Origin of the sequence: Mycobacterium sp. NPDC050441 (genome assembly GCF_040655355.1) — a bacterium.
Classification (GTDB): Bacteria; Actinomycetota; Actinomycetes; order Mycobacteriales; family Mycobacteriaceae; genus Mycobacterium.
Genome location: NZ_JBFAJS010000002.1, coordinates 278,454 through 298,760 on the forward strand (window position 1 = coordinate 278,454; position 20,307 = coordinate 298,760).

A 20,307-nucleotide genomic window follows, 5' to 3' on the forward strand; every position below is an offset into this window, starting at 1 on the left:
ACATGGACGCCGAACTGCAGAACTGGAAGGACGCCGGGCAGTTCTTCGACTACCTGGGCTTCGACATCTTCTACCGGGTCGAGGGAAGTGGACCGAATCTGCTTCTCATCCACGGCTATCCGTTCAACTCTTGGGATTGGTCGCTGATCTGGCCCACGTTGACCGAACGGTTCACCGTCATCGCGCCGGACATGATCGGGATGGGGTTCTCCGACAAGCCGGTCGCCTATGGGTACACGGTGCCCGACCACGCCGACATGCACGAGGCGCTGCTGGATCACCTCGGCGTCGGCAACGCCCACATTCTGGCTCACGACCTGGGTGATTCGGTGGGCCAGGAACTGCTGGCCCGGCACGAGTTCGGTGACCGGTCCTACGGGGCACTGGACATCGAGTCGATCACCTGGCTCAACGGCGGGCTGTTCAACGAGGCCTACACGCCACGGCTGCTTCAGAAGGCGATGTCGCGAACCCCGTTGGGCGACATCATGAGTCCGCTGCAGGGCAGCCGGCTGTCGCGTCGGCTCGTGGAGCCCACCATCAGGGAAATGTTCGGGGTCAACACAAAACCGTCGCCGCAGCTGATGGAGAAGTTCCACCAGATCCTGGAATACAACGACGGCAAGCGGGTCGTTCACAAAGTCGGCCGGTTCGTAAACGACCGCTACATCCACCGCAATCGGTGGGTGCGGGCCATGCGGGCGACCGATGTGTCGATGCGGCTGATCGACGGGCCGTCGGACCCGAACTCGGGGCGGCACATGGCCAAGCGCTACCTCGAGGTCATTCCCGATCCCGACGTGGTGATGCTCGCCGACGACATCGCGCACTGGCCGCAGATCGAGGATCCGCAGGGAGTGCTGACGTATTTCCTGGCCCACATCGACCGGGTGGGCGGGTGAATCGTCGGGCGTTCAGTCGGTACTGAGTGCGACGGTCAGCACGGGCACCGTCAGCTCCCGCTGCCACGGTCGGACGTTCGCCTCGACGAGGAATTCCTCCACTGCGGTGGCCACATCGCCGACCGGATGCCAATCCCAGCAGAGTCGGCGCACCACTTCCGGGGTGATGAGGTTCTCGGCGGGCACCGAGAACCGCTGCGACAATTCGGCCAGACCGGCCCGGGCGGCTTCGAGGCGGGCCGCGGCTTCCGGTTTACGTCTGGCCCACCGCGCCGCAGGTGGCGGACCGCTCTGGGCCTCGTTGGCCTCGGGCAGGTCGGTGTTGTCCCTGGCCCGGGCCAGCGCGTCCAGCCAGACCTTCGCGCTCTTGCGCTGTTTGGAGCCGCCGAAGACGGGTAGCGCGATCAGTTCGTCGACCGTCTTGGGGTCGGTCGTGGCGGCGTTGATGATCGCGGCGTCGGGCAGGATCCGTCCGGGTGCGATGTCGCGGCCGCGGGCGATGGTGTCGCGGGTGGTCCACAACTCGCGTACGGCCGACAGCGCCTGCGGGTTGCGCACCTTGTGGATACCGGAGGTGCGCCGCCAGCGGTCACGCCGGGTGGGTTGTGCGACATAGGTGCGCAGGTACTCGAATTCCTCTGCTGCCCAATCGGTTTTGCCCTGCTCTTCGAGCACCGCGGCGATCGCGTTGCGCAGTTCCACCAGCACCTCGACGTCCAGGGCGGCGTAGTTGAGCCATTCTTGCGGTAGCGGGCGCTTGGACCAGTCGGCTGCGCCGTGGCCCTTCATCAACTGCAGGCCGAGCAACCGCTGCACCATCGCGGCGAGGTTGACCCGCTCGAAACCGGCCAGCCGGCCGGCCAGTTCGGTGTCGTACAGCTTGCCAGGGCGCAGGCCGATCTCGGACAGGCATGGCAGGTCCTGGTCGGCGGCGTGCAGCACCCATTCGTCCTGGGACAGGGCATCGGCCACCGGCGCCATCGCGTCGATCGGGGAGCCGCCGTGGTTGACCGGGTCGATCAGTGCGGTGCCGGAACCGGAGCGGCGGATCTGCACCAGGTACGCGCGGTTGGAGTAACGGAAGCCCGATGCGCGTTCCGCGTCGATCGCGAACGGACCGCGGCCTTTCGCCAGAGATGTTGCTGCAGATGAAATTTCACCGGCCGTGACGCAAATCTCGGGTACTCCGTCGGCGGGGGAGAGCAGCGGGGTCGCTTCGGCCTCTTCGGGCTCCGTGGCGTCTGGGTCTGCCGAGACTTGAGGGTCGTCGTCCATCATTTTTTACGCGCGCGTACGGGAATTCAGGTCGGTGACGCCGCTGGGCGGTAGCCCGGCAGCGTGCTCGAGAACTTCGCAGAATGCCTCCACGTGCGGCCCCAATTCCAGATCGGTGGCGGTCCACGAGGCCCGCAGCTCGAGCTGGTGAGCCCGTGGAGGGCCGGAGATGTCGCCGTAGCGTACCGAGGTGGTGGCGGTGACGGTGCCGCCGAGGGCGGTGACGTGCTCGGCGCGTGCTTCCAGGGCATCCACCAGCCAGCTCCAGGCCACCTCGGGCAGGAGCGGGTCGACGGCTTCGCTGGAGTCCAGGTCGGCCTGGATATAGGCGACCAGCCGCATCGTGCCGTCCCAGGCCTCGGCGCCCTCGGGGTCGTGCAGCAGGATCAACCGCCCGAAGGCGTCACCCTCGGAACGCTCCGGGACATCCGTTGTCTCAGGATGCCGAACCTCGGCGCCCAGCGCATAGCTGTAGGGCGCCAGCCGCTGGGGCGGTCGTATCGGACCCAGCTCGATTTCCGGCCGTACGGTGGTGGCGCTCATCGCCGCCACCGCCGTCCGGAACTGGGCCGGTTCGGCAGAGGTCACGGCATTTGACGCTAGCTGATAAGGCGAGGACGGTACGCAGGCGCGCCGGAGTGAGGCCGTCACGAACCGGCAACGGCCCGCGTCAGAGGGCTCGTGGCACCATAGGACCCGATGAGTACCCGCCGGGAGCTGCCCGAATCCCCCTACCTTGCCGCCGCGAGCGGCCGCACCCCGCACCGTGTGCCGGTGTGGTTCATGCGGCAGGCCGGCCGGTCGTTGCCGGAATATCGTGCGCTGCGTGCCCAGCACCGCATGCTGGAGGCCTGCTTCGACCCCGAACTGGTTTGCGAGATCACGCTGCAGCCGGTGCGCAGGCACGGCGTGGACGCCGCGATCCTGTTCTCCGACATCGTGGTGCCGTTGAAGGCCGCCGGGATCGGGCTGGACATCGTCCCCGACGTGGGCCCGGTGATCGAACAGCCGATCCGGACGCTGGCCGATGTCGAAGGCATGAAACCGCTTGATCCGGCGCAGGTCTCGCCCGTCACCGAAGCGGTCTCGATGCTGGTGCGCGAGCTGGGTGAGGTGCCGCTGATCGGCTTCGCGGGCGCCCCGTTCACGCTGGCCTCGTACCTGGTCGAGGGCGGTCCGAGCCGTCACCACGAACGCACCAAGGCGATGATGCTGGGGGAGTCGGCCACCTGGCACGCCCTGATGTCCTCGCTGACCGATCTGACCATCGCCTTCCTGCAGGCCCAGGTCGACGCCGGGGTGGATGCCCTTCAGGTGTTCGACTCCTGGGCCGGGACGCTGTCGCTGGCGGATTACCGCACCTACGTGCTTCCGCACACCACCCGGGTGTTCGCCACGATGGCCGCGGCGGGCGTGCCGATGACGCACTTCGGCGTCGGCACCGCAGAACTGCTGGGTGCGATGTCGGAGGCGTTGGGTTCCGTGCCGGCCACCGTGGTCGGGGTGGACTGGCGCACCTCGCTGGTGGATGCCGCGGCCCGAGTCAAACCGGGCACCGCCCTGCAGGGCAACCTGGATCCGGTGGTGTTGCTGGCGGGCTGGCCGGTGGCCGAGGCGGCGGTGCGCCGGGTGGTCGACGACGGGAAGGCCGCGGTGGCCGCGGGAGCTGCCGGTCACGTCTTCAACCTGGGCCACGGTGTGCTGCCGGCGACCGACCCCGGCATCATCACCGAGGCGGTGACCCTGGTGCACTCCCTGTGAGTGCTTCCTATTGTGTTGTCGGCGGCGGCATTTCAGGGCTCGTCGCGGCTTATCGGTTGAGGCTCGCGGCCGGACCTCGGGCGCAGATCACGCTGCTCGATCCGGCTGACCGGCTCGGCGGCGTGCTGCGGACCGAACGGGTCGGCGGGCAGCCGTTCGATGTCGGTGCCGAGGCGTTCATCGTGCGCAGGCCCGAGATGCTCGATCTGCTCGGCGAGCTCGGCCTGGCCGGCCGCCGGCTCAGCCCCACCGGTACCCGCCCGCTGATCTACAGCGGCGCGCGGCTCCATCAGTTGCCGCAAGGCACTGTGCAGGGTATTCCGGCGCAGGCGTCGTCGCTGCTCGGGCTCGTGGACGACGAGACCGTGGCGCGCATCCTCGACGAGCGCGCCCGGCCACTGAAATGGACGCCCGGCGCCGATCCGTCGGTCGCCGAGCTGGTCGGTGACCGGTTCGGCCCGCAAGTGGTGACGCGGTCCGTCGACCCTCTGCTCACCGGCGTGTACGCCGGGTCATCGGCCACGATCGGGGTGCGTTCGGCGGTGCCGTCGGTCGCCGCCGCGTTGGATCGCGGGGCCCGCAGCCTCACCGAGGCGGTGCGCGAGGCGCTGCCGCCGCCGTCCAACGCACCGGTGTTCGGCGCGGTCGACGGCGGCTACACCGTGCTGCTCGAGGAGTTACGCCGCCGGGCCGACGTGCGGTGGGCCCAGGTCACCGCGGTGCGGGTGGATCGCCGCGGACGCGGCTGGTCGGTGCTCGACGACGAGGGTGCGAGCTGGTACGCCGATGCGGTGCTGCTGGCGGTCCAGGCGCCGCACCTGCCCTCGCTGATCGAGCACGTCGCGCCGCGGACGGCGGCCGCGGCCCGCCGCATCCGGGTGGCGTCGGCGGCGGTGGTGGCCCTGGCGCTGCCGGGCGGGACACCGTTGCCCCAGCAATCGGGTGTGCTCGTGGCCGCGGGGGAGCGTCTCAACGCCAAGGCGATCACGATGTCCTCGCGCAAGTGGGGCCGGCGCGGGAACGTCGAGATGGTGCGGCTGTCCTTCGGCCGTTACGGCGATGAGATGGCCGCCAACACCGGCGATGACGATCTGCTGGCGTGGTCGGCACGTGATCTCAACGCGCTGTTCGGTGTCGCGGTGGATCCGGTGGACAGCCATGTGCACCGCTGGATCGACGCGATGCCGCAGTACGGGCCGGGCCACGGTGATCTGGTCGCCGAACTGCGCGCCGGGCTGCCCCCGACGCTCGCGGTGGCCGGCGGTTATCTCGACGGGATCGGGGTGCCGGCGTGTGTGGGCACCGCCACTCGGGCGGCCGCGGAACTGGTGCGCAGCGGCGTGGCACGATAGGCGCATGGCCAAGCTCGACTACGACGAACTGAACTCCACCATCCGCTACCTGATGTTCTCGGTGTTCGCGGTGAATCCCGGGGAACTGGGCGAGGAACGCACCCCGGTCATCGAGGAGGCCGCGGCATTCTTCAAGACCCAGGAAGAGCGCGGAGTGGCCGTGCGTGGCCTGTATGACGTCGCCGGCCTGCGGGCCGACGCCGACTTCATGGTCTGGACCCACGCCGAGACCATCGAGGCGCTGCAGGCGACCTATTCGGACTTCCGCCGCACCACCGCACTGGGCCGCATCAGCGACCCGGTGTGGAGCGGCGTGGCGCTGCACCGGCCGGCCGAGTTCAACAAGAGCCACGTCCCGGCCTTCATCGCCGGCGAGGAGCCGGGCAACTACATCTGCGTGTACCCGTTCGTGCGGTCCTACGAGTGGTACCTGCTGCCCGACGAGGAGCGCCGCCGGATGCTGTCCGAGCACGGCATGGCCGCCCGCGGCTACAAGGATGTGCGGGCCAACACGGTGCCGGCGTTCGCCCTCGGCGACTACGAGTGGATCCTCGCCTTCGAGGCGCCCGAACTGCACCGCATCGTCGATCTGATGCGCGATCTGCGGGCCACCGACGCCCGTCGCCACACCCGTGAGGAGACCCCGTTCTTCACCGGCCCGCGGGTCAGCGTCGAGGATCTGGTCGCCAAGCTGCCGTAGGCGCACTGACCTGGTCTTTCAGTCCGCGGGTCTACCCTCGCGGACATGACTGCCCCGCAAGAATCCGATCACTTCGAAGAGATGTACCGCGACGAGCGGACGGCGCACGGACTGCCTGCCGCCACACCGTGGGACATCGGTGGACCACAGCCGGTCGTGCAGCAGCTCGTCGCGCTGGGCGCTGTCCGGGGTGCTGTGCTCGATCCCGGCACCGGGCCCGGTCACCACGCCATCCACTACGCGTCAAAAGGCCTGTCGGCCACGGGTATTGATGCCTCGCCGACAGCGATCGAGCGGGCGAGGGAGAACGCGCGCAAGGCCGGCGTGACCGTTGATTTCCAGGTGGCCGACGCGACGAAGCTGGAGGGTCTGGAAGGAAAGTTCGACACCGTCGTCGACACCGCCTTCTACCACGTTTTCACCGACGAGCCCGAGCTGCAGAACTCGTACGCGCGGGCACTGCATCGCGCCACCAAACCCGGTGCGCGCCTGTACATGTACGAGTTCGGTGAGCACAACGTCAACGGGTTCAGGATGCCACGCTCGATGTCCGCCGACGATTTCCGCGGGGTGCTTCCCGACGCCGGTTGGGAGATCACGTATCTCGGGACGACCACGTATCAGGGCAACGTCAGCGTCGAGGTCTTCGAGGCGATGGCGGCCCGCAATCCGGAAATGGCCGACCAGATGACCCCACTGCTGGAGCGGCTGCGCGTGATCGAGCCGTGGCTGGTCGGCGGCCGGGTGCACATGCCGTTCTGGGAAGTCCACGCCACCCGGGTGGACTGATCTCCGTCGTTCGACGTGACGAATTCGGCTGGGCGCTACAGGTCGGACTCTGCGCTGATCCGACCGTCGGCGACCGCTTGCTGTAATGCCGCGTAGTCATGGCCGTTCTGGTCGGCGTAGGCCTCGGCGAACCGCACGAATGCGGTATCGGCGACGTCGCCGTGGCCGAGATATGCGGCGATCGCGATGCGGTCACCTGTGCGGGCGTGGGCACGTGCCAAAGCATGTCCGCAGGATCGTCCGTAATCGGCGAGCAGCCTCGGGTCGGACGACTCGATCGATACGGAACCCTTCCAATCGCGCAACTGCCGCACGTAGTAGTCCGCTTCGTGGCCGTCCGGGCCCACCGCGTGCAACCAGCCCAACAGGATGTCGCTGCTGGCTTGCATCAGCCGCTGACCGACCGAGACGCGTTGTGCGGCATTGGCATATTCACTGGCGCCAAGGTATCGCTCAAACACCGACGGCTGGGCCTCCTTGACCTGGATCAGTGACGGGTCGTTGTCGTCGCGCCCCAGCATCATCACCACCCACGACCGCAGCCCCACGCTGCCGACCCCGACCACCTTGCGGGCCATGGCCGCGTACCGGAACCGGTCGATGAGGCAGCGCCGGGCGGGATCCAGGCTCTGGCGGTAGCGCTCCACCAGCGCGCCCATCTGTTGCGCGTAGCGGCCGGCCTCATCGGCGCCCACGAGTTCCTCGACGGGGACGAGCAACGGCGGATTACTGACCAGGCGGCGTTGTCCGTCGACGACCTGGGTCAGTTTCGAGGCGGCCTGCAGACTGTCGCGAGTGCGGGCCTTGGCGGCTGTTTGCCGGATCGACGCGGCGTACTTGGTGTCGACGCTCGCTTCCAGTGCCGCGTCGACGACGGTGTGCGCGTACCACACGTCCAACTCGCGCATCTCGGCCAGTTCCAACATCCGTTCCCGGTACGCAGCCGCGCACGCGCGGACCGCGGTGGCGGTGTCAGCAGGCTGAAATCCGTTGACGCGAGCGGCGGTTGCGAGGCTGGCCACCAACCGCTTGACATCCCACTCCCACGGCCCGGGCAGGGTCTCGTCGAAATCGTTGATGTCGAACACCAGGTTGCGTTCCGCCGAGGCGAACAGGCCGAAGTTGGACAGATGCGCATCGCCGCACAGCTGGGCGGTGAGCCCGGTATGTACACCCGCGGCGAGATCCGCCGCCATGATCAGCGCGCCGCCGCGGAAGAAGGCCAGCGGCGTCGCCAGCATGCGGCCGTACCGGATCGGAATGAGTTCGGCTATCCGCGTCGGCGCCTGGGATTGCAGCAACTTCACCGGATCCGCTCGGTCTGTTGCCGGTGGCAGCTCGGCCAGCGCGGACCTCGGCAGCGTGGACCGCGCAGCCCGGCCCAGATCGCGACGGTCCTGCACGGATCGAAACATGGACGGGGCCTTCGGTGTCAGGCGGTTTTCGGCACCAGCTTCAGTGAGATCGAGTTGATGCAGTACCGCTGATCGGTCGGAGTGGGGTAACCCTCGCCCTCGAACACGTGGCCGAGGTGGCTGTGGCAGTTGGCGCAGATCACCTCGACGCGGCGCATCCCCAGTGTGTCGTCCGACCGCAGGATGACCGCGGCCGAATCGGCCGGATCGAAGAACGACGGCCAGCCGCAATGGGATTCGAACTTCTCGGTGCTGCGGAAGAGTTCGGCTCCGCAGGCCCGGCACTCGTAGACACCTTCGGTCTTGGTGTCGGTGTACTCACCGACGAAAGGGCGCTCGGTGCCCGCCCGGCGCAGCACCGAGAACTCCTCGGGGGTGAGCTTGGCGCGCCACTCGTCATCGGTCAGTTCCAGCTTGGGACCGTCGGTCGTCATATCCCCAAGTTACGTGCTGTGGACCGAGGCGCGCCAGGTACGACGGATCTGTACAAGCAACCGCCGCTGTACCCGCGGTAGCCTGCGTTATGCGCGGCAGCTGGATCACCAGACCCGGCGTGACGGCGGTGGCGGGGTCGTTCGGTGACATCGAGTTGCACCACCATCCGGCGGTGCAACTCGCAGTCGGGATCGATGGCCCGCTGGCGTTGGTGGCTGCTGACGGGACCAGCCAGCGGTGCTCCATCGCGGCGGTGGCCGGCGGCACCCGGCATGCGATGCGTCCGGATGGCGCGAGCGCGGCCCTGTCCATCTACCTGGGACCCGAAACATCCACGGCAACAACACTTAACGCCGTGATCCAGGCGCGGGGTGCGAGCTCCGGCGTGTGGGCGATCGACGGCGCCGAGTCGCTTGCCGCAGCGGTGGCGGCCGCCGTACGGGCCGAGGATCTCTCCGGGGCGGCCGACCTGGTGGTCCACACGCTGCTCGGCGGGGTCGGTGTCCCGACCGAAGCGGCGGTGCACCCGCAGGTGCGCGAGGCGGTCCAACTGGTCACCGCCCGGATCCCCAGTCGCACCGATCTGGGGTCGGTCGCCGGTGAGGTGGCGATGTCGGCGGACTATCTGGGCCGGCTTTTCCGCAAGCAGACCGGGACCTCGTTCGGGGCGATGGCGCGGTGGACGCGACTGCTGGCCGCGCTGGAGCACCTTGGCGCCGGTGAATCGATCACCGATGCGGCGCACCTGGCCGGGTTCGCCGACGGTGCGCACGCCACCCGGGTGTGCCGTGAGTTGACCGGAATCGCCCCCAGCGACGTGGCGCGTGCGTTGGGCTGATCGGACGGATCCGTACAAGCGCTGAACCGGGATTTGCGCGACGCTCGATGCAGGATCAGCCCACAACGACGGGAGCTCACATGCCGGCAATGTCACAGATCGAGCGCGCCTTCTGCAAGACGGCGCTGTGGCGGGGCGGCACCGGGCAGGCCGTGCTCGGCAGCATTCCGGTTGCTCGCCTGGGCCGCGATGTTCTCGAAATCGGCTCGGGTAGTGGTGATATCGCGGCCCGCCTGCGGCAGGCCGATCCGGAGCTGGCCATCACCGCCACCGACTTCGACCCGGCCATGGTGCGCACCGCGGCCCAGCGGCTGCAGGCGTTTCCAGATGTGACCGTGCGCGGGGCCGATGCCACCGACCTGCCGTTCACCGACGACTCGTTCGATTCGGTGCTCAGCTGCCTGATGCTGCACCACATCGTGGACTGGGAGAAGGCGATCGCCGAGATCGCCCGGGTGTTGCGGCCCGGCGGGGTGTTCACCGGCTATGACCTGACCCGTACGCCGGTGGCGACCGCGATCCACCGGCTCGACCGGTCACCGTTCCGGCTGGTGAATCCCGATGAACTCGATGAGGTCTGCGCGCGGCACGGCCTGTCGATGCAGACCCGGACCCGGCTGGCGGGTCAGGTCATGCAGTTCACGTCAGACTGATTCGGCTTCCTTGGGTCGGCTCAGCCACGGCGGGTCGATGCCCTCGTCGAGCCTGCCGTCCTGCTTGGCGTCGAGGTAGCGGAAGTACAGCACGCAGAACACCACGATCAACAACAGTGACCAGCCGTAGGTGATCTTCATGTACTCCAGGAACCGGCCGGTGGTCGGCCAGCGCCACAACAACCAGCGGTCCATGGTCATGAACCCGTAGATCCCCAGCCACGCCGGCCAGTTCCGGATCACGGAATTCGGCAGCACCACCGTCATTAGGAACGGGAACAGCATCATCGAGTAGTAGCCCTGGGCGAGCCCGAGCACCAGCCACGAGCTGACCAGCAGCACGCCCGAGGAGGTCAGCATCCAGAACAGCTGGTCGCGTTCGCGGTAGTAGCGGTGCAGCAGCCACAGGCTGACGACTGCCAGCACCACGGCGCTCACGCGGAGCACGATGATCAACCACATCGGCAGCCCGTAGTAGATGCCGTTGCCCAGGATCGAGGAGTTGAAGTAGTCGCGGGTCTCAAGGATGTAGGGCGCGGTGTTGCGCACGAAGCCCATCGGGTCCGCCGACAGCGGCCAGGCCACGGCGTTGAACACCAGGGGCACACCGATTGCCGTGATCAGGGCGCGCCACTGCCGGTTCAGCAGCGGCAGCAGCAGGAGCACCACGAGCAGGGGTTTGACCACCAGTGTCAGCCCGATGGCCGCGCCGGCGATCAGGACGTTGCGGGTGCCGCCCTTGAGCAGGAACCAGAAGAACAGCACCTCGCCCAGGAGCACGCAGCCGTTGATGTTGGTGAAAACCAGTGTGTTGGTGACCGATTCGGTGCAAAACATGGCCAGCAGCAGGGCCGGTAGCGCCACCGAGGTCAGGGAGAACTTGAACAGCCGCACCAGAAGGCAGGCCGCGATGATGACGGCCAACGCGTTGAACGCGACAAACCAGAAGCGCGACGCGAACTCCGGCAGGAACCCGAAGGGAGACAGCAGCAGAGTGCCGCCCGGTGGGTACAGGTAGTGCGGGTCGACGAAGTTGAAATGCTCGTTGTAGATGGCCCAGTGCCGACGGAAATTCGAGACCGCGCGGTACACCGGACCGAAGTCGTCGGTGATGTAGCCGTTGGTGGCCAGCACGTAGCTGCGGTGAATGATCGACAGGATCGCGATCGGCCACAACACCGAGCGCAGCACCGAGCCGGTGCTTGGCGCTGAGGTGCGGGGACGGAAGGAGTTCAGAAGACCGACTCGGACTGAATTGGTCGGGGATTCTGCTTCGGCCACCAGCGAACCGTACACCGACGCCGATCGAGCCCGGCGTCAGGCAGGACAGTACGTGTCGGTCTCGGGCAGTTTGCCGCTGTCGAGGTAACCCGTCAGCGGTGGGAGCGCACACGGGGTGTAGATGCTGGCGCCGTGGCCGATGCCCTGCCACATCACGCGACGGTTGTTGGCGCCGGCGTTGATGATGGTCGCGGCAACTGCGGCGACGCCCTCGTTGCCGACGATCGGATCGTTGTGCACGCCGAGCAGCAGCACCGGAATCTTGAGGTTCTGCGGGTCTTTCGGCGCGGTGCCGCTGGGCCAGTTCAGGCATTTGACGAGGTTCAGTGCCCCGACGGCGCCGAACTGCGGATAGAGCTTGCCCCAGGCGACCACCAGTTCGCGGACGCGGTCCGGGGTGGGCCGGTTGAGTGCGTCGCTGCACGAGTTGACGAACTGGCCGTCGGATTGGCGCAGGTTGTCGGCCTGGGTGATGAGGCCCGAGATCGGGCCGGCGTCACCGGCGCGAGCTGCGGCCAGGGCGCCCGCCAGGTTGTTGGTGGCGGCCACCCGGTCACCTTGCGGGAAGCCCATTCCGGTGGTGATCGCGTCGGCCAGGGTGGCCACCGAGGCGCCCCCGGGGCCGCGGCCGGCCCGGGCTTCGGCCAGCAGCGCGTCGACGGCCCCCTTCGGATCCGGCGCCAGCGCGCAGTTGGTGGCCACGCACTGCGCGGCGAACGCGTCCAGTGCGGCCTGCTGGCCCTTGACACGTTGCTCGGCCGCGGCCTCGGCACCGATTGCCAGCGGCAGCGGGGAATCCAGGATCAGCCGGGACACCTTGTTGGGGTGCGAGCCGGCGTAGGCCAGCGCCACCTGCGCGCCGTTGCCGACGCCCAGCAGCGCAAGAGCGGGCACATCCCAGGTGCTGCGCAGCCGTTCCAGATCTTCGGCGGTGTGCGCATTGTCGTAGGCCGAGTCGCCCGGGGCGATCGTGTCGGTGCAACTGGTGGTGGCGGTCATGGTGACCGCACCCAGGTTGGCCACCGGATCGTCGCCGGCCTGAAACTGCGTCTGGTCGAGCATTTCCTGACGGTCGTAGACGTCGCGGCAATCCACCGCCCCGGACATCCCGATACCGCGCCGGTCCACTGCGACGATGGGATGCGATTTGAGGATGTCGGTTCCCGAGCGCGCCAGCCACGTCGGCAGCTGCACCGAGGTGGGGATGTCGGATCCGGTGGTCATCACCAGCGGGCCGGCGTCGGGCGGGGTCTGCGTGGATCGGGCCCGCACCACGCCGATGCTGAGCGTGCCGGTGGCCCCGTTGATGGAGTCGAGGTCCGCGTCGTAGGTCGCGCAGTCCAGCGTGATGTCGGGCAGCGGCGGGATGCCGGCGCCGTTGAACACGCGCGGGGTGCAGTCCCGCCACGACAGGTCGTTCTTGGGCGCTTCGATGCCGGGGGGACCGGGCGGGGCCGCCAAGGTGCTTTCGGGCTGTCCCTGCGGGTGGGCGCCGGAGTTGGTGGCATAGCGCGGATCTGCGGCCAGCAGGGGTGAGCATGCGGTGAGCAGTAGTGACAGGACGGGAGCGGCGACCGCCGACCTCCTCAGGGCTTTCACCAGCTGATGACGCATGCTGACCACAGTAGCGACACGCTTTGCGCTACCCGCGGACGTAGCGGGTGTACAGGTAGCCCTCGTCGTCGGTGAGCAGGTGTGCGGGCCGCATCCGGGTGTGCGCCTGGCCCGGACCCGTCGCGACGCGTCGGGCCACCCCGCCGACCAGGATCGGTGCCACGGTCAGGCACAACTCGTCGAGTAGCTCGTTTTCGATCAGCAGGCTCAGCAGCGACGGGCCGCCTTCGGTCAGCACCCGGAAGAGCTTGCGTTCGGCCAGGATTCGCAATGCCACGGCCGGCTCGACGCGGGTGGGGTCCGCGCCGGAGGCGTCGAGCACCTCGGCGACCGCGCCCAGCCGTCGCTGCGCGTCGGCGACGGTCTTGGTGGCGGTGAGGATCAGCGGTGGCACCTCGGTGCGGGTGAAGAACTTGGCGTCGTTGTCGAGCGCGGCCGAGGCGGTGACGACGGCGATCGGCGGCACCTCGGCCTGTCCGCGTCGTTGGCGTTCCTGCCGTTGCGCCACCGACAGCTGCACGCCCGAGTAGTTCTCGATCCGCACGGTCGACGCGCCCATCAGGATGACGTCGGCCCTCTGACGCATGAGATTGAACACAGCCCGGTCACCCGGGCCGCCCAGCCCACCGGACTTGCCATCGGAGGTGGCACCGCCGTCCAGGCTGCTGATCATATTGCCCCGCACCCAACATCGCTGCAGGTCATCGGGGTAGGCGTAGTAGTCGGCCAGCTGTCCGTCGGCGATCTTGTCGACGTTTCCCAGCACGGTCAGGTCTGTCCCGGCGGTGTCATCGGACATGAACTGAATTGGAGCACGTCGTTACGCTGCCTGAATGCACGGGTCCAGCGGCGTCGCTCATCTCGCCGATCGTCATCCCACCGTCACGCCGGAGCGGTTGGTCGCACAGTTGGTTCCGCCGCCGACGTTCGCCGACGTCAGCTTCGACAGTTACCGCCCGGACCCGGCCGAACCGTCCCAATCCGCGGCGGTGCAATCCTGCCGCAGTTTCTGTGAACAGGCCGCGGTTCGGCGGGCGGGAAAGAAGAAGCTGTTCGGCAAGCGCGAGGTGCTGCCCGGGGTCGGCCTGTACCTGGACGGCGGGTTCGGTGTCGGCAAGACCCACCTGCTGGCCTCGACGTATTACACGCTGTCGCAGGGCGATGCCCCGACCGCGTTCGCCACCTTCGGCGAGCTGACCCAGCTGGCCGGTGTGTTCGGCTACAACGAGTGCATCGACCTGCTCTCCGAGTACTCGTTGGTGTGCATCGACGAGTTCGAGCTCGACGACCCGGGCAACACCACGTTGATCTCGCGGTTGCTCTCGGCGTTGGTGGAGCGCGGCGTGTCGATCGCGGCCACCTCGAACACGCTGCCCGAGCAGCTGGGTGAGGGCCGGTTCGCCGCCCAGGACTTCCTGCGCGAGATCAACACGCTGGCCCAGATCTTCACCACCGTGCGGATCGAGGGTCCCGACTACCGCCATCGTGATCTGCCACCGGCCCCCGAGCCGTTGTCCGACGAGGAGGTGGCGCAGCGGGCCGAGGGCGTCATCGGCGCGACCCTCGACGACTTCGACGTGCTGTGTGCGCATCTGGCGACCATGCATCCGTCGCGCTATCACGCGTTGATCGAGGATGTCACCGAGGTGTTCATCACCGGGGTGCACCCGATCGAGGATCAGAGTGTGGCGCTGCGGTTGGTGGCGCTGACCGACCGGCTCTACGACGCGGGTGTCCCGGTGCTGGCGTCGGGAACCAAGCTGGACACCATTTTCAGCCCCGAGATGGTGGCCGGTGGTTTCCGGAAGAAGTACCTGCGGGCCACCTCGCGCCTGCTGGCGTTGACCGCCGCCGCGCAGAACACCGTCTAGACCGGCGGGCCGACGGGGCGGACCATCACGTAGTCGCTCTCCACGCCGGTCCCGAGCCGGAAGGTCTTGGTGCCGCTGACGGTGAAACCGTTCTTGGCGTAGAAGCGCTGGGCGCGCTGGTTCAGCTGGTTGACCCCCAGCCACACAGCCGACGCCGGAATCGGCCGCGGTCTGCAGGGCCTCGGTCATGAGGGCCCGGGCCGCACCGCCGCCGTGGCGATCGGGCAGCACGTAGATCTTGGACAGCTCCAGCGCGGGCCGTTGCGTCACCGCCCGCTGCACATCGGCGTCCTCGGGAACGCCGTGAATCAGCATGGCGTAGCCGGTGATCGAGGTGTCACGGGCCACCAGCATGATCCGGTTCGGATCGGCGAGGTACTCGCCGAAGCGTTCCTCGGAGAGGGTTTCGGCGATGAATGCGGCGATGTTGTCCGGCGTCACCGACGGGGGACAGGCCAGGGGAAACGTGGCGGCCGCGACCGCGGCGAGCTCCGGAAGGTCGGCCGCCGCGGCACGGGTCACAATCAAGGCAGCGGCGCGCCCGGCTGCCACAGATTCCACTGCGCCAGGTGCTCGCCGGTCTTGGTGTCGGTCAACACCACATTGGTGACCAGTGCCCGGTAGACGTCCCAGTAGACGTCGCCGTTGACGGTGGCTCCCGGCGGTGCGTTGCGCAGCGCCGCCTCGAGCCGGTTGGGCGCATCGGTGTGCTTTGGCGCGTAGGCGTCGGCGTACGGGGTGACGCCGTTGAAGGTGAACGCCAGCGCCATCGCGTACGGGTTGGGTGCCTGGATCGTGGTCACCGTGATCGGGACCCGCCAGGGGCCGCCCTGGGCGCGCCAACGCGGCGATCCGTTCCATCCCCAGCCGGGCGGAACGTCACTGGCGAGCACGTCGTGCACGGTGACGTCGGCGACGATGCCGTTGGCGGTCTCGACGCGGAGCGTGTCGCCGATGTTGCCGATCGGTGTGCTTTCGGCCGAGGCCGCCGGAGGGGCCACCAGGGCGGTGACCGCCACCACCAGGGCCGTGAACATGAGCGCAAACCAGCGAGGCATGCCAGGCATGATCGCACAGAGTGAAACGTGTTACAGCCGGATGGGTCAGGACACCCAGGGGCCGACGCCGCCGACCTTGTCGATCCGGATGCGCGTGAGCCAACCGGGCGGCGCGTCCTTGGGCGGGAACGGAACGTCGGGGGCGGCCAGGGTCTGGGCCAGCTCTTTGAGGAGTTCCGGTGCGCCGCCCTCGACGACGCGGGCGGTGCCGGTGATCGACAGGTATGGACGCATCACCTCGCCCACCCGGCCGGGATCGACGATCGTCAGGGCGACACGTGGGTCCCGGCGGACGTTGCGGACCTTTTTGTGTTCGGCCAGGTGCGCGGTGACGAGCTCGTCGCCGTCCGGGGTGGACTGCAGGGCCACCCAGACCAGGGTGACCTGCGGGCTCCCGTCCGGATTCAGGGTCACGAGCGTGGCGTCGGCACCTGCGCCGATGAAGTCGCGTGCGGCGTCGTTGAGTAACACGTCACGTTCTACGGTTGGGCGGGCGCTTTCATTCCCCGCTCACTGTCCGGCCGTGTCCTCGCCTTTCGCGGTGAACGGTGCCAGCGCGACGGCGAGTTCGGCCTCGAACCGTGCGGGGTCGGCGCCGAGACGGTGCAGCGGACCGTCGTCGCCTTCGGCCTCGGCCAGCGCGAGCAGGATGTGTTCGGTGCCGATGTAGTTGTGGCCGAGCCGAAGTGCTTGGCGGAAGGTCAGTTCCAGCGCTTTTTTGGCCCCTGCGTTGAACGGGATCAGGGCCGGGACAGCTCCGGCGGGCGGCGGCAGGGTGATGGCGGCGCGGGCGGTTTCGGCGGTGATGCCTTGGTTGGCAAGGAGTTTGGCGCCGATTCCGTCTGGTTCGGCGAACAGTGCCAGCAGGAGGTGCTCGGGGGTGATCTCGGCGTTGCCTGCCGCGTGCGCGGTGTTCTGGGAGACCACGACGACGTTGCGGGCTCGCGGGGTGAACCGGCCGAATCCGGCGTTGGGGTCGAGGGTGGACGGGTCGAAAGCGGGAACCTTTGGCACGAACCGCTTCTGGGCGGCCTGCTTGGTGACGCCCATGGCCGTGCCGATGTCGGTCCAGGAGGCACCCGAGCGTCGAGCCTGGTCGACGAAATGTCCGATGAGGTGGTCGGCGATCTCGCCGAGCGCGTCGGCGGCGATCACGGCATCGATCAACTGCTCGAGCGGTTCGGTATGAGCCTTCTTGATCGCACCGATGAGGTCGTCGAGGCGGACGGGGTTGGTGATGGTGACGGGTTTGCTCATGCGTCAACTGTAGGTTGACGGTAGGTAATCGTCAACCGTGAGTTGACGCTGATTTCGTCGGTGACGCGGTGCTGGGGGCGCCGGCCCGCGCGGATCGGGCAAGATGACGCCAGTGAATCTCGAAGATCGCGTCCTGGCGCTGCTGCGGCCCGTGCTGCGGCCGGTGATGCGCGTGTTGTCGTTGCGCACGATCGTCATCGTGGGTGCGCTGTCGGTGGTGGTCACCGTCATCACGCTCGGGACCTGGGTGTGGATCGGCGTCACCAACGACCAGTACAGCCAGCTGGACCGGCGCCTGGATTCACTGAGCAGCCTCGGTGATGTCAGCACGCTGCTCACCGCCACGAAGCAGGGGTCTGCGGACAAGGCCATGCCCGACGACGGCGGTCTGGTCCGTACGGCGCACATCGGCGGCGTCAGTGTCTCGGTGCCCAGCGACATCGTCCTGCCGCGGCTGGAGAACGGGTACACCAACACCACCATCGACGGGGTCGAGTACCGCGTGCGTACGTTCACGGCGGGCCCGGCGATCATCGCCCTCGGGGCGCCGCTGGCCGAGACGCAGCGCCGGATCGATGAACTGCACCTGCGGGTGTTGCTGATCTGTGGCGGCGTGATCGGCAGCACCATCGTGGTGGGTTGGATGATCTCGTTGGTGATGATCACGCCGTTCCGCCTGCTGGCCCAGCAGGCCCGCGCCATCAACGCCCAGTCCAAACCCGACGAGGTGCAGGTGCGCGGTGTGCGTGAGGCCGTGCAGATCGCCGAGGCGGTCGAGGGCATGCTGGCGCGCATCGGCAACGAGCAGGAGCGCACCAAGGCTGCGCTCGAATCGGCCCGCGATTTCGCCGCGGTGGCTTCCCATGAACTTCGGACCCCGCTCACCGCGATGCGCACCAACCTGGAAGTGCTTTCGACCCTGGACATGACCGACGAGCAGCGCAAGGAGGTGATCGGGGATGTCATGCGCACACAGAGCCGCATCGAAGGCACCCTGACCGCCCTCGAGCGGTTGGCTCAGGGGGAGTTGACCACGGTCGAGGATTTCGTGCCGATGGATGTCACCGAGTTGCTCGACCGCGCGGCGCACGACGCTCTGCGGACCTATCCGGGCTTGCGGGCCACGCTGATGCCCTCGCCGACCGTGTTGATGCTGGGCATGCCCGCGGGTCTGCGGCTGGTGATCGACAATGCCATCGCCAACGCCGTCAAGCATGGTGGCGCCACCGAAATCCGGCTCAGCGCAGTCAGTTCGGCCGACGACGTGCAGATCGTGGTCGACGACAACGGTTCCGGGGTGCCCGAGGCCGAGCGGGCCGAGGTTTTCGAGCGGTTCGCCCGCGGATCGACGGCGTCGCGGTCGGGATCCGGGCTGGGCTTGGCTCTGGTGGCGCAACAGGCCGAATTGCACGGTGGTACAGCTGCTTTGATCGAGAGCCCACTGGGTGGTGCGCGGTTGTTACTTCAGCTGCCGTTGACCCGCGCGCGGGTGGAGGACGCCCCCTTCTGACTCAGGGGTGGGACGGCTCCCCGGTCACGCGATGATCGGCATGATTGAGACCTTCCTGAACCACGCGGCTCAGATGACCGTCGCGCAGGCGGTAGTAGACCCGTCGGCCGTCCTTTCGGGTCTCCACCATGCGGGCGAATCTCAGTTTCGCCAGGTGCTGACTGATGGAGGTACGGGAGGCCCCGGTGGCCTCGGCCAGGGCGGTGACATCGGCCTCGCCCTGCGCCAGCAGCCATAGCAGGTGCAGCCGGGTGCGATCCGACAACATCCGGAATGTTTCGCTGGCCACGTCGAGGCGTTCGTCGTTGGGCGCGCCCTCATGGACCAGACTGTCCTGCGGCCGAGACGACGGATTCCCGGGCTGCGCTGCCATGGAACTCCCTCCCGCGACGCGGCCAGATGACGGCTGCTGCCAGTGTCGCGAGTGTAGCCAGTGCGGCCAGCAACAGGGCGGCAACAGGTTGGTTGAGCGTGGCGCCGACCCAGCCCGCCACCGGGTAGGTGAGCAGAAAACCGGCATGGGACAGCGAGAACTGTGCGGTGAAGACCTCGTTGCGGTCCTGGACGGTGGAGTTGCGGCGCAACAGCCGCGCCGCCGGGGTGTTGACCATCGAGGTGCCGATGCCGAGGGCCGCCCAGAGGACCGCCAATGCGGCCCGACCCGCGAACCCGCCCGGCGCTGCCGACAGGAAAAGCGTTGTCGCGCCCAGTCCCGAGGTGCAGATCACCGCGCCGGCGAGCATCACCGCACGATCGGACGTACGCAGTAGAAGCCGCGGTACACCCAGCGCCGTCAGCATCGATCCTCCGCCGTAACACGCCAGTGCCGCCGCCACACCGTTCGCGTGGCCGCCGAGGAGATCGCGGACGTAGACCACGGTGTTGACCACTACCAGTGCGGTCGCCGCGGCGACGGCCAGGTTCAAGGCGAGCAGGGCGCGCAGGTCGGTCGAGGCCCACATGACCTGTGCGCCGCGCCAGATCCGCTCCCGGAATGGCTGTGGCCGTGTCGTTTCCGGTGACCCGGGCAGTCGCACGGAGAAGATCGCGGTGGCCGAGGACAGGAATCCCGCGACGGTTCCGAGGAACAGGGTGGGGTAGTCGACCACGGTCAGCAGGGCCGCCGCGAGCATCGGACTGGCCAGGGATTCCAGGTCATACGCCATCCGCGATAGGGACAGCGCCTGTGTGTAGGTGTGCTCGTCGCGAAGGACCGCTGCCATCACGGTCTGGAAGGCCCGGGGTAAACGTGGCTGACGCCGATTGCAGCACGAACACCAAAAGATAGATCTGCCAAGTAGATTCGACGAACGGCAGGGACAGCGCGACGGCGGCGCGCAGCACATCGGTTGCGATGAGCAGTGGCCGTGGCCGCAGCCGCGAGCAGGCCGCGGCCATCACGGGGGCGACGAAGACGTAGGCGACCATCTTGATCGCCAGCGCGGTTCCCAGCACGGCCCCGGCGTTGGTGCCGGCCACGTCGTAGGCGAGCAGTCCGAGCGCCACGGTGAGCAGTCCGGTGCCCAGCAGGGCCACCACCTGTGCGGCGTACAGGCGCCGGAACAGGGGATCGCGCACGGGGTGGATGCTTGCCAC

At 68.0% G+C, this 20,307-nt stretch carries 22 protein-coding genes and 1 pseudogene; 9 read left to right on the forward strand and 14 right to left on the reverse strand.

The window, feature by feature from the left end; all coding sequences use genetic code 11:
- The first annotated feature begins 2 nt into the window (after nucleotides 1–2).
- The gene (locus tag AB0I14_RS06420) at nucleotides 3–902 is read left to right on the forward strand and encodes an alpha/beta hydrolase (RefSeq protein ID WP_358017600.1); all 900 of its coding nucleotides are present in this window, start codon (nucleotides 3–5) and stop codon (nucleotides 900–902) included.
- A 12-nt stretch (nucleotides 903–914) separates the two neighbouring features.
- Here AB0I14_RS06420 and AB0I14_RS06425 read toward each other — a convergent pair whose 3' ends face one another.
- Together AB0I14_RS06425 and AB0I14_RS06430 are read right to left on the reverse strand one after the other, a co-directional pair.
- A complete protein-coding gene (locus AB0I14_RS06425; protein WP_358017603.1) occupies nucleotides 915–2,177 on the reverse strand; it encodes a ribonuclease D in 1,263 nt (420 codons plus the stop codon).
- Between the two features lie 6 nt (nucleotides 2,178–2,183).
- Nucleotides 2,184–2,765 carry a DUF3000 domain-containing protein gene (locus AB0I14_RS06430; RefSeq protein ID WP_358017606.1) on the reverse strand — a complete coding sequence of 194 codons (582 nt, stop codon included), beginning with the start codon at nucleotides 2,763–2,765 and terminating at the stop codon, nucleotides 2,184–2,186.
- Between the two features lie 111 nt (nucleotides 2,766–2,876).
- Here AB0I14_RS06430 and hemE point away from each other — a divergent pair, with 111 nt between their 5' ends.
- Genes hemE through AB0I14_RS06450 form a run of 4 tightly spaced genes read left to right on the forward strand, consistent with a single transcriptional unit; the run spans nucleotide 2,877 to nucleotide 6,779 of the window.
- Nucleotides 2,877–3,938, forward strand: coding sequence for a uroporphyrinogen decarboxylase (gene hemE, locus AB0I14_RS06435; RefSeq protein ID WP_358017609.1), 1,062 nt, complete (start codon nucleotides 2,877–2,879; stop codon nucleotides 3,936–3,938).
- Nucleotides 3,935–5,290, forward strand: a complete 1,356-nt coding sequence (locus AB0I14_RS06440) for a protoporphyrinogen oxidase (RefSeq protein ID WP_358017612.1) — start codon at nucleotides 3,935–3,937, stop codon at nucleotides 5,288–5,290. The genes hemE and AB0I14_RS06440 overlap by 4 nt, the downstream gene beginning before the upstream one ends.
- Before the next feature lie 4 nt (nucleotides 5,291–5,294).
- Nucleotides 5,295–5,990, forward strand: a complete 696-nt coding sequence (gene hemQ, locus AB0I14_RS06445) for a hydrogen peroxide-dependent heme synthase (RefSeq protein WP_358017615.1) — start codon at nucleotides 5,295–5,297, stop codon at nucleotides 5,988–5,990.
- Nucleotides 5,991–6,035: 45 nt separating this feature from the next.
- The gene (locus tag AB0I14_RS06450) at nucleotides 6,036–6,779 is read left to right on the forward strand and encodes a methyltransferase domain-containing protein (RefSeq protein WP_358017618.1); all 744 of its coding nucleotides are present in this window, start codon (nucleotides 6,036–6,038) and stop codon (nucleotides 6,777–6,779) included.
- Nucleotides 6,780–6,814: 35 nt separating this feature from the next.
- On the opposite strand, the gene AB0I14_RS06455 is transcribed toward AB0I14_RS06450, so the two are convergent.
- Together AB0I14_RS06455 and msrB are read right to left on the reverse strand one after the other, a co-directional pair.
- On the reverse strand, nucleotides 6,815–8,194 hold the full coding sequence (locus tag AB0I14_RS06455; RefSeq protein WP_358017621.1) for a DUF2252 domain-containing protein: 1,380 nt from the start codon (nucleotides 8,192–8,194) through the stop codon (nucleotides 6,815–6,817).
- 17 nt (nucleotides 8,195–8,211) lie between these two features.
- Nucleotides 8,212–8,628 carry a peptide-methionine (R)-S-oxide reductase MsrB gene (msrB, locus tag AB0I14_RS06460; protein WP_358017624.1) on the reverse strand — a complete coding sequence of 139 codons (417 nt, stop codon included), beginning with the start codon at nucleotides 8,626–8,628 and terminating at the stop codon, nucleotides 8,212–8,214.
- An 89-nt stretch (nucleotides 8,629–8,717) separates the two neighbouring features.
- Here msrB and AB0I14_RS06465 point away from each other — a divergent pair, with 89 nt between their 5' ends.
- Together AB0I14_RS06465 and AB0I14_RS06470 are read left to right on the forward strand one after the other, a co-directional pair.
- Nucleotides 8,718–9,467 (forward strand): helix-turn-helix transcriptional regulator, encoded by a 750-nt coding sequence (locus AB0I14_RS06465; RefSeq protein WP_358017627.1) that lies wholly within the window; start codon nucleotides 8,718–8,720, stop codon nucleotides 9,465–9,467.
- An 80-nt stretch (nucleotides 9,468–9,547) separates the two neighbouring features.
- Complete coding sequence (locus AB0I14_RS06470) at nucleotides 9,548–10,120, forward strand: class I SAM-dependent methyltransferase (RefSeq protein WP_358017630.1); 573 nt, start codon at nucleotides 9,548–9,550, stop codon at nucleotides 10,118–10,120.
- Here AB0I14_RS06470 and aftC read toward each other — a convergent pair.
- Genes aftC through AB0I14_RS06485 form a run of 3 tightly spaced genes read right to left on the reverse strand, consistent with a single transcriptional unit; the run spans nucleotide 10,112 to nucleotide 13,814 of the window.
- Nucleotides 10,112–11,416, reverse strand: a complete 1,305-nt coding sequence (gene aftC / locus AB0I14_RS06475) for an arabinofuranan 3-O-arabinosyltransferase (RefSeq protein ID WP_358017633.1) — start codon at nucleotides 11,414–11,416, stop codon at nucleotides 10,112–10,114. The two genes, AB0I14_RS06470 and aftC, sit on opposite strands and share 9 nt — an antisense overlap.
- A 21-nt stretch (nucleotides 11,417–11,437) precedes the next feature.
- Nucleotides 11,438–13,015, reverse strand: coding sequence for an alpha/beta hydrolase (locus tag AB0I14_RS06480; RefSeq protein WP_358017636.1), 1,578 nt, complete (start codon nucleotides 13,013–13,015; stop codon nucleotides 11,438–11,440).
- Nucleotides 13,016–13,043: 28 nt separating this feature from the next.
- Nucleotides 13,044–13,814 carry a pyrimidine reductase family protein gene (locus tag AB0I14_RS06485; protein WP_358017639.1) on the reverse strand — a complete coding sequence of 257 codons (771 nt, stop codon included), beginning with the start codon at nucleotides 13,812–13,814 and terminating at the stop codon, nucleotides 13,044–13,046.
- Between the two features lie 34 nt (nucleotides 13,815–13,848).
- Between AB0I14_RS06485 and zapE the strand changes: the two genes are divergently transcribed.
- Entirely contained in the window at nucleotides 13,849–14,886 is a 1,038-nt protein-coding gene (zapE, locus tag AB0I14_RS06490) for a cell division protein ZapE (protein ID WP_358017642.1), read from the forward strand.
- Here the strand turns inward: zapE and AB0I14_RS06495 are convergent.
- The 4 genes and pseudogenes from AB0I14_RS06495 to AB0I14_RS06510 form a co-directional block, all read right to left on the reverse strand.
- Nucleotides 14,883–15,411 (reverse strand): annotated as a pseudogene (locus AB0I14_RS06495) (GNAT family N-acetyltransferase). The gene zapE and the pseudogene AB0I14_RS06495 overlap by 4 nt on opposite strands.
- Nucleotides 15,411–15,944, reverse strand: coding sequence for a hypothetical protein (locus tag AB0I14_RS06500; protein WP_358017645.1), 534 nt, complete (start codon nucleotides 15,942–15,944; stop codon nucleotides 15,411–15,413). The pseudogene AB0I14_RS06495 and the gene AB0I14_RS06500 overlap by 1 nt, the downstream one beginning before the upstream one ends.
- A 45-nt stretch (nucleotides 15,945–15,989) precedes the next feature.
- Nucleotides 15,990–16,415 carry a PPOX class F420-dependent oxidoreductase gene (locus AB0I14_RS06505; protein ID WP_358017648.1) on the reverse strand — a complete coding sequence of 142 codons (426 nt, stop codon included), beginning with the start codon at nucleotides 16,413–16,415 and terminating at the stop codon, nucleotides 15,990–15,992.
- A gap of 39 nt (nucleotides 16,416–16,454) precedes the next feature.
- Nucleotides 16,455–17,201 (reverse strand): Clp protease N-terminal domain-containing protein, encoded by a 747-nt coding sequence (locus AB0I14_RS06510; protein ID WP_358017651.1) that lies wholly within the window; start codon nucleotides 17,199–17,201, stop codon nucleotides 16,455–16,457.
- Between the two features lie 166 nt (nucleotides 17,202–17,367).
- Between AB0I14_RS06510 and AB0I14_RS06515 the strand changes: the two genes are divergently transcribed.
- The gene (locus tag AB0I14_RS06515; RefSeq protein WP_358018996.1) at nucleotides 17,368–18,711 is read left to right on the forward strand and encodes a HAMP domain-containing sensor histidine kinase; all 1,344 of its coding nucleotides are present in this window, start codon (nucleotides 17,368–17,370) and stop codon (nucleotides 18,709–18,711) included.
- Nucleotide 18,712: 1 nt separating this feature from the next.
- On the opposite strand, the gene AB0I14_RS06520 is transcribed toward AB0I14_RS06515, so the two are convergent.
- Genes AB0I14_RS06520 through AB0I14_RS06530 form a run of 3 tightly spaced genes read right to left on the reverse strand, consistent with a single transcriptional unit; the run spans nucleotide 18,713 to nucleotide 20,307 of the window.
- Nucleotides 18,713–19,084, reverse strand: coding sequence for a metalloregulator ArsR/SmtB family transcription factor (locus AB0I14_RS06520; RefSeq protein ID WP_358017655.1), 372 nt, complete (start codon nucleotides 19,082–19,084; stop codon nucleotides 18,713–18,715).
- Nucleotides 19,029–19,934 carry a hypothetical protein gene (locus AB0I14_RS06525; RefSeq protein WP_358017658.1) on the reverse strand — a complete coding sequence of 302 codons (906 nt, stop codon included), beginning with the start codon at nucleotides 19,932–19,934 and terminating at the stop codon, nucleotides 19,029–19,031. Before AB0I14_RS06525 ends, AB0I14_RS06520 begins: the two co-directional genes overlap by 56 nt.
- Nucleotides 19,867–20,307, reverse strand: a complete 441-nt coding sequence (locus AB0I14_RS06530; RefSeq protein ID WP_358017661.1) for a hypothetical protein — start codon at nucleotides 20,305–20,307, stop codon at nucleotides 19,867–19,869. The genes AB0I14_RS06525 and AB0I14_RS06530 overlap by 68 nt, the downstream gene beginning before the upstream one ends.

Bases quoted from the DNA above. Each gene is read 5' to 3' on its own strand.
- msrB (WP_358017624.1), bottom strand. From the start codon at position 8,628: ATGACGACCGACGGTCCCAAGCTGGAACTGACCGATGACGAGTGGCGC.
- AB0I14_RS06510 (WP_358017651.1), bottom strand. From the start codon at position 17,201: ATGAGCAAACCCGTCACCATCACCAACCCCGTCCGCCTCGACGACCTC.
- AB0I14_RS06455 (WP_358017621.1), bottom strand. From the start codon at position 8,194: ATGTTTCGATCCGTGCAGGACCGTCGCGATCTGGGCCGGGCTGCGCGG.
- hemQ (WP_358017615.1), top strand. From the start codon at position 5,295: ATGGCCAAGCTCGACTACGACGAACTGAACTCCACCATCCGCTACCTG.
- AB0I14_RS06500 (WP_358017645.1), bottom strand. From the start codon at position 15,944: ATGCCTCGCTGGTTTGCGCTCATGTTCACGGCCCTGGTGGTGGCGGTC.
- AB0I14_RS06470 (WP_358017630.1), top strand. From the start codon at position 9,548: ATGCCGGCAATGTCACAGATCGAGCGCGCCTTCTGCAAGACGGCGCTG.
- AB0I14_RS06450 (WP_358017618.1), top strand. From the start codon at position 6,036: ATGACTGCCCCGCAAGAATCCGATCACTTCGAAGAGATGTACCGCGAC.
- AB0I14_RS06515 (WP_358018996.1), top strand. From the start codon at position 17,368: ATGCGCGTGTTGTCGTTGCGCACGATCGTCATCGTGGGTGCGCTGTCG.
- AB0I14_RS06485 (WP_358017639.1), bottom strand. From the start codon at position 13,814: ATGTCCGATGACACCGCCGGGACAGACCTGACCGTGCTGGGAAACGTC.
- AB0I14_RS06525 (WP_358017658.1), bottom strand. From the start codon at position 19,934: ATGGCAGCGGTCCTTCGCGACGAGCACACCTACACACAGGCGCTGTCC.
- AB0I14_RS06425 (WP_358017603.1), bottom strand. From the start codon at position 2,177: ATGGACGACGACCCTCAAGTCTCGGCAGACCCAGACGCCACGGAGCCC.
- hemE (WP_358017609.1), top strand. From the start codon at position 2,877: ATGAGTACCCGCCGGGAGCTGCCCGAATCCCCCTACCTTGCCGCCGCG.
- AB0I14_RS06520 (WP_358017655.1), bottom strand. From the start codon at position 19,084: ATGGCAGCGCAGCCCGGGAATCCGTCGTCTCGGCCGCAGGACAGTCTG.
- AB0I14_RS06465 (WP_358017627.1), top strand. From the start codon at position 8,718: ATGCGCGGCAGCTGGATCACCAGACCCGGCGTGACGGCGGTGGCGGGG.
- AB0I14_RS06480 (WP_358017636.1), bottom strand. From the start codon at position 13,015: ATGCGTCATCAGCTGGTGAAAGCCCTGAGGAGGTCGGCGGTCGCCGCT.
- AB0I14_RS06420 (WP_358017600.1), top strand. From the start codon at position 3: ATGGACGCCGAACTGCAGAACTGGAAGGACGCCGGGCAGTTCTTCGAC.
- zapE (WP_358017642.1), top strand. From the start codon at position 13,849: ATGCACGGGTCCAGCGGCGTCGCTCATCTCGCCGATCGTCATCCCACC.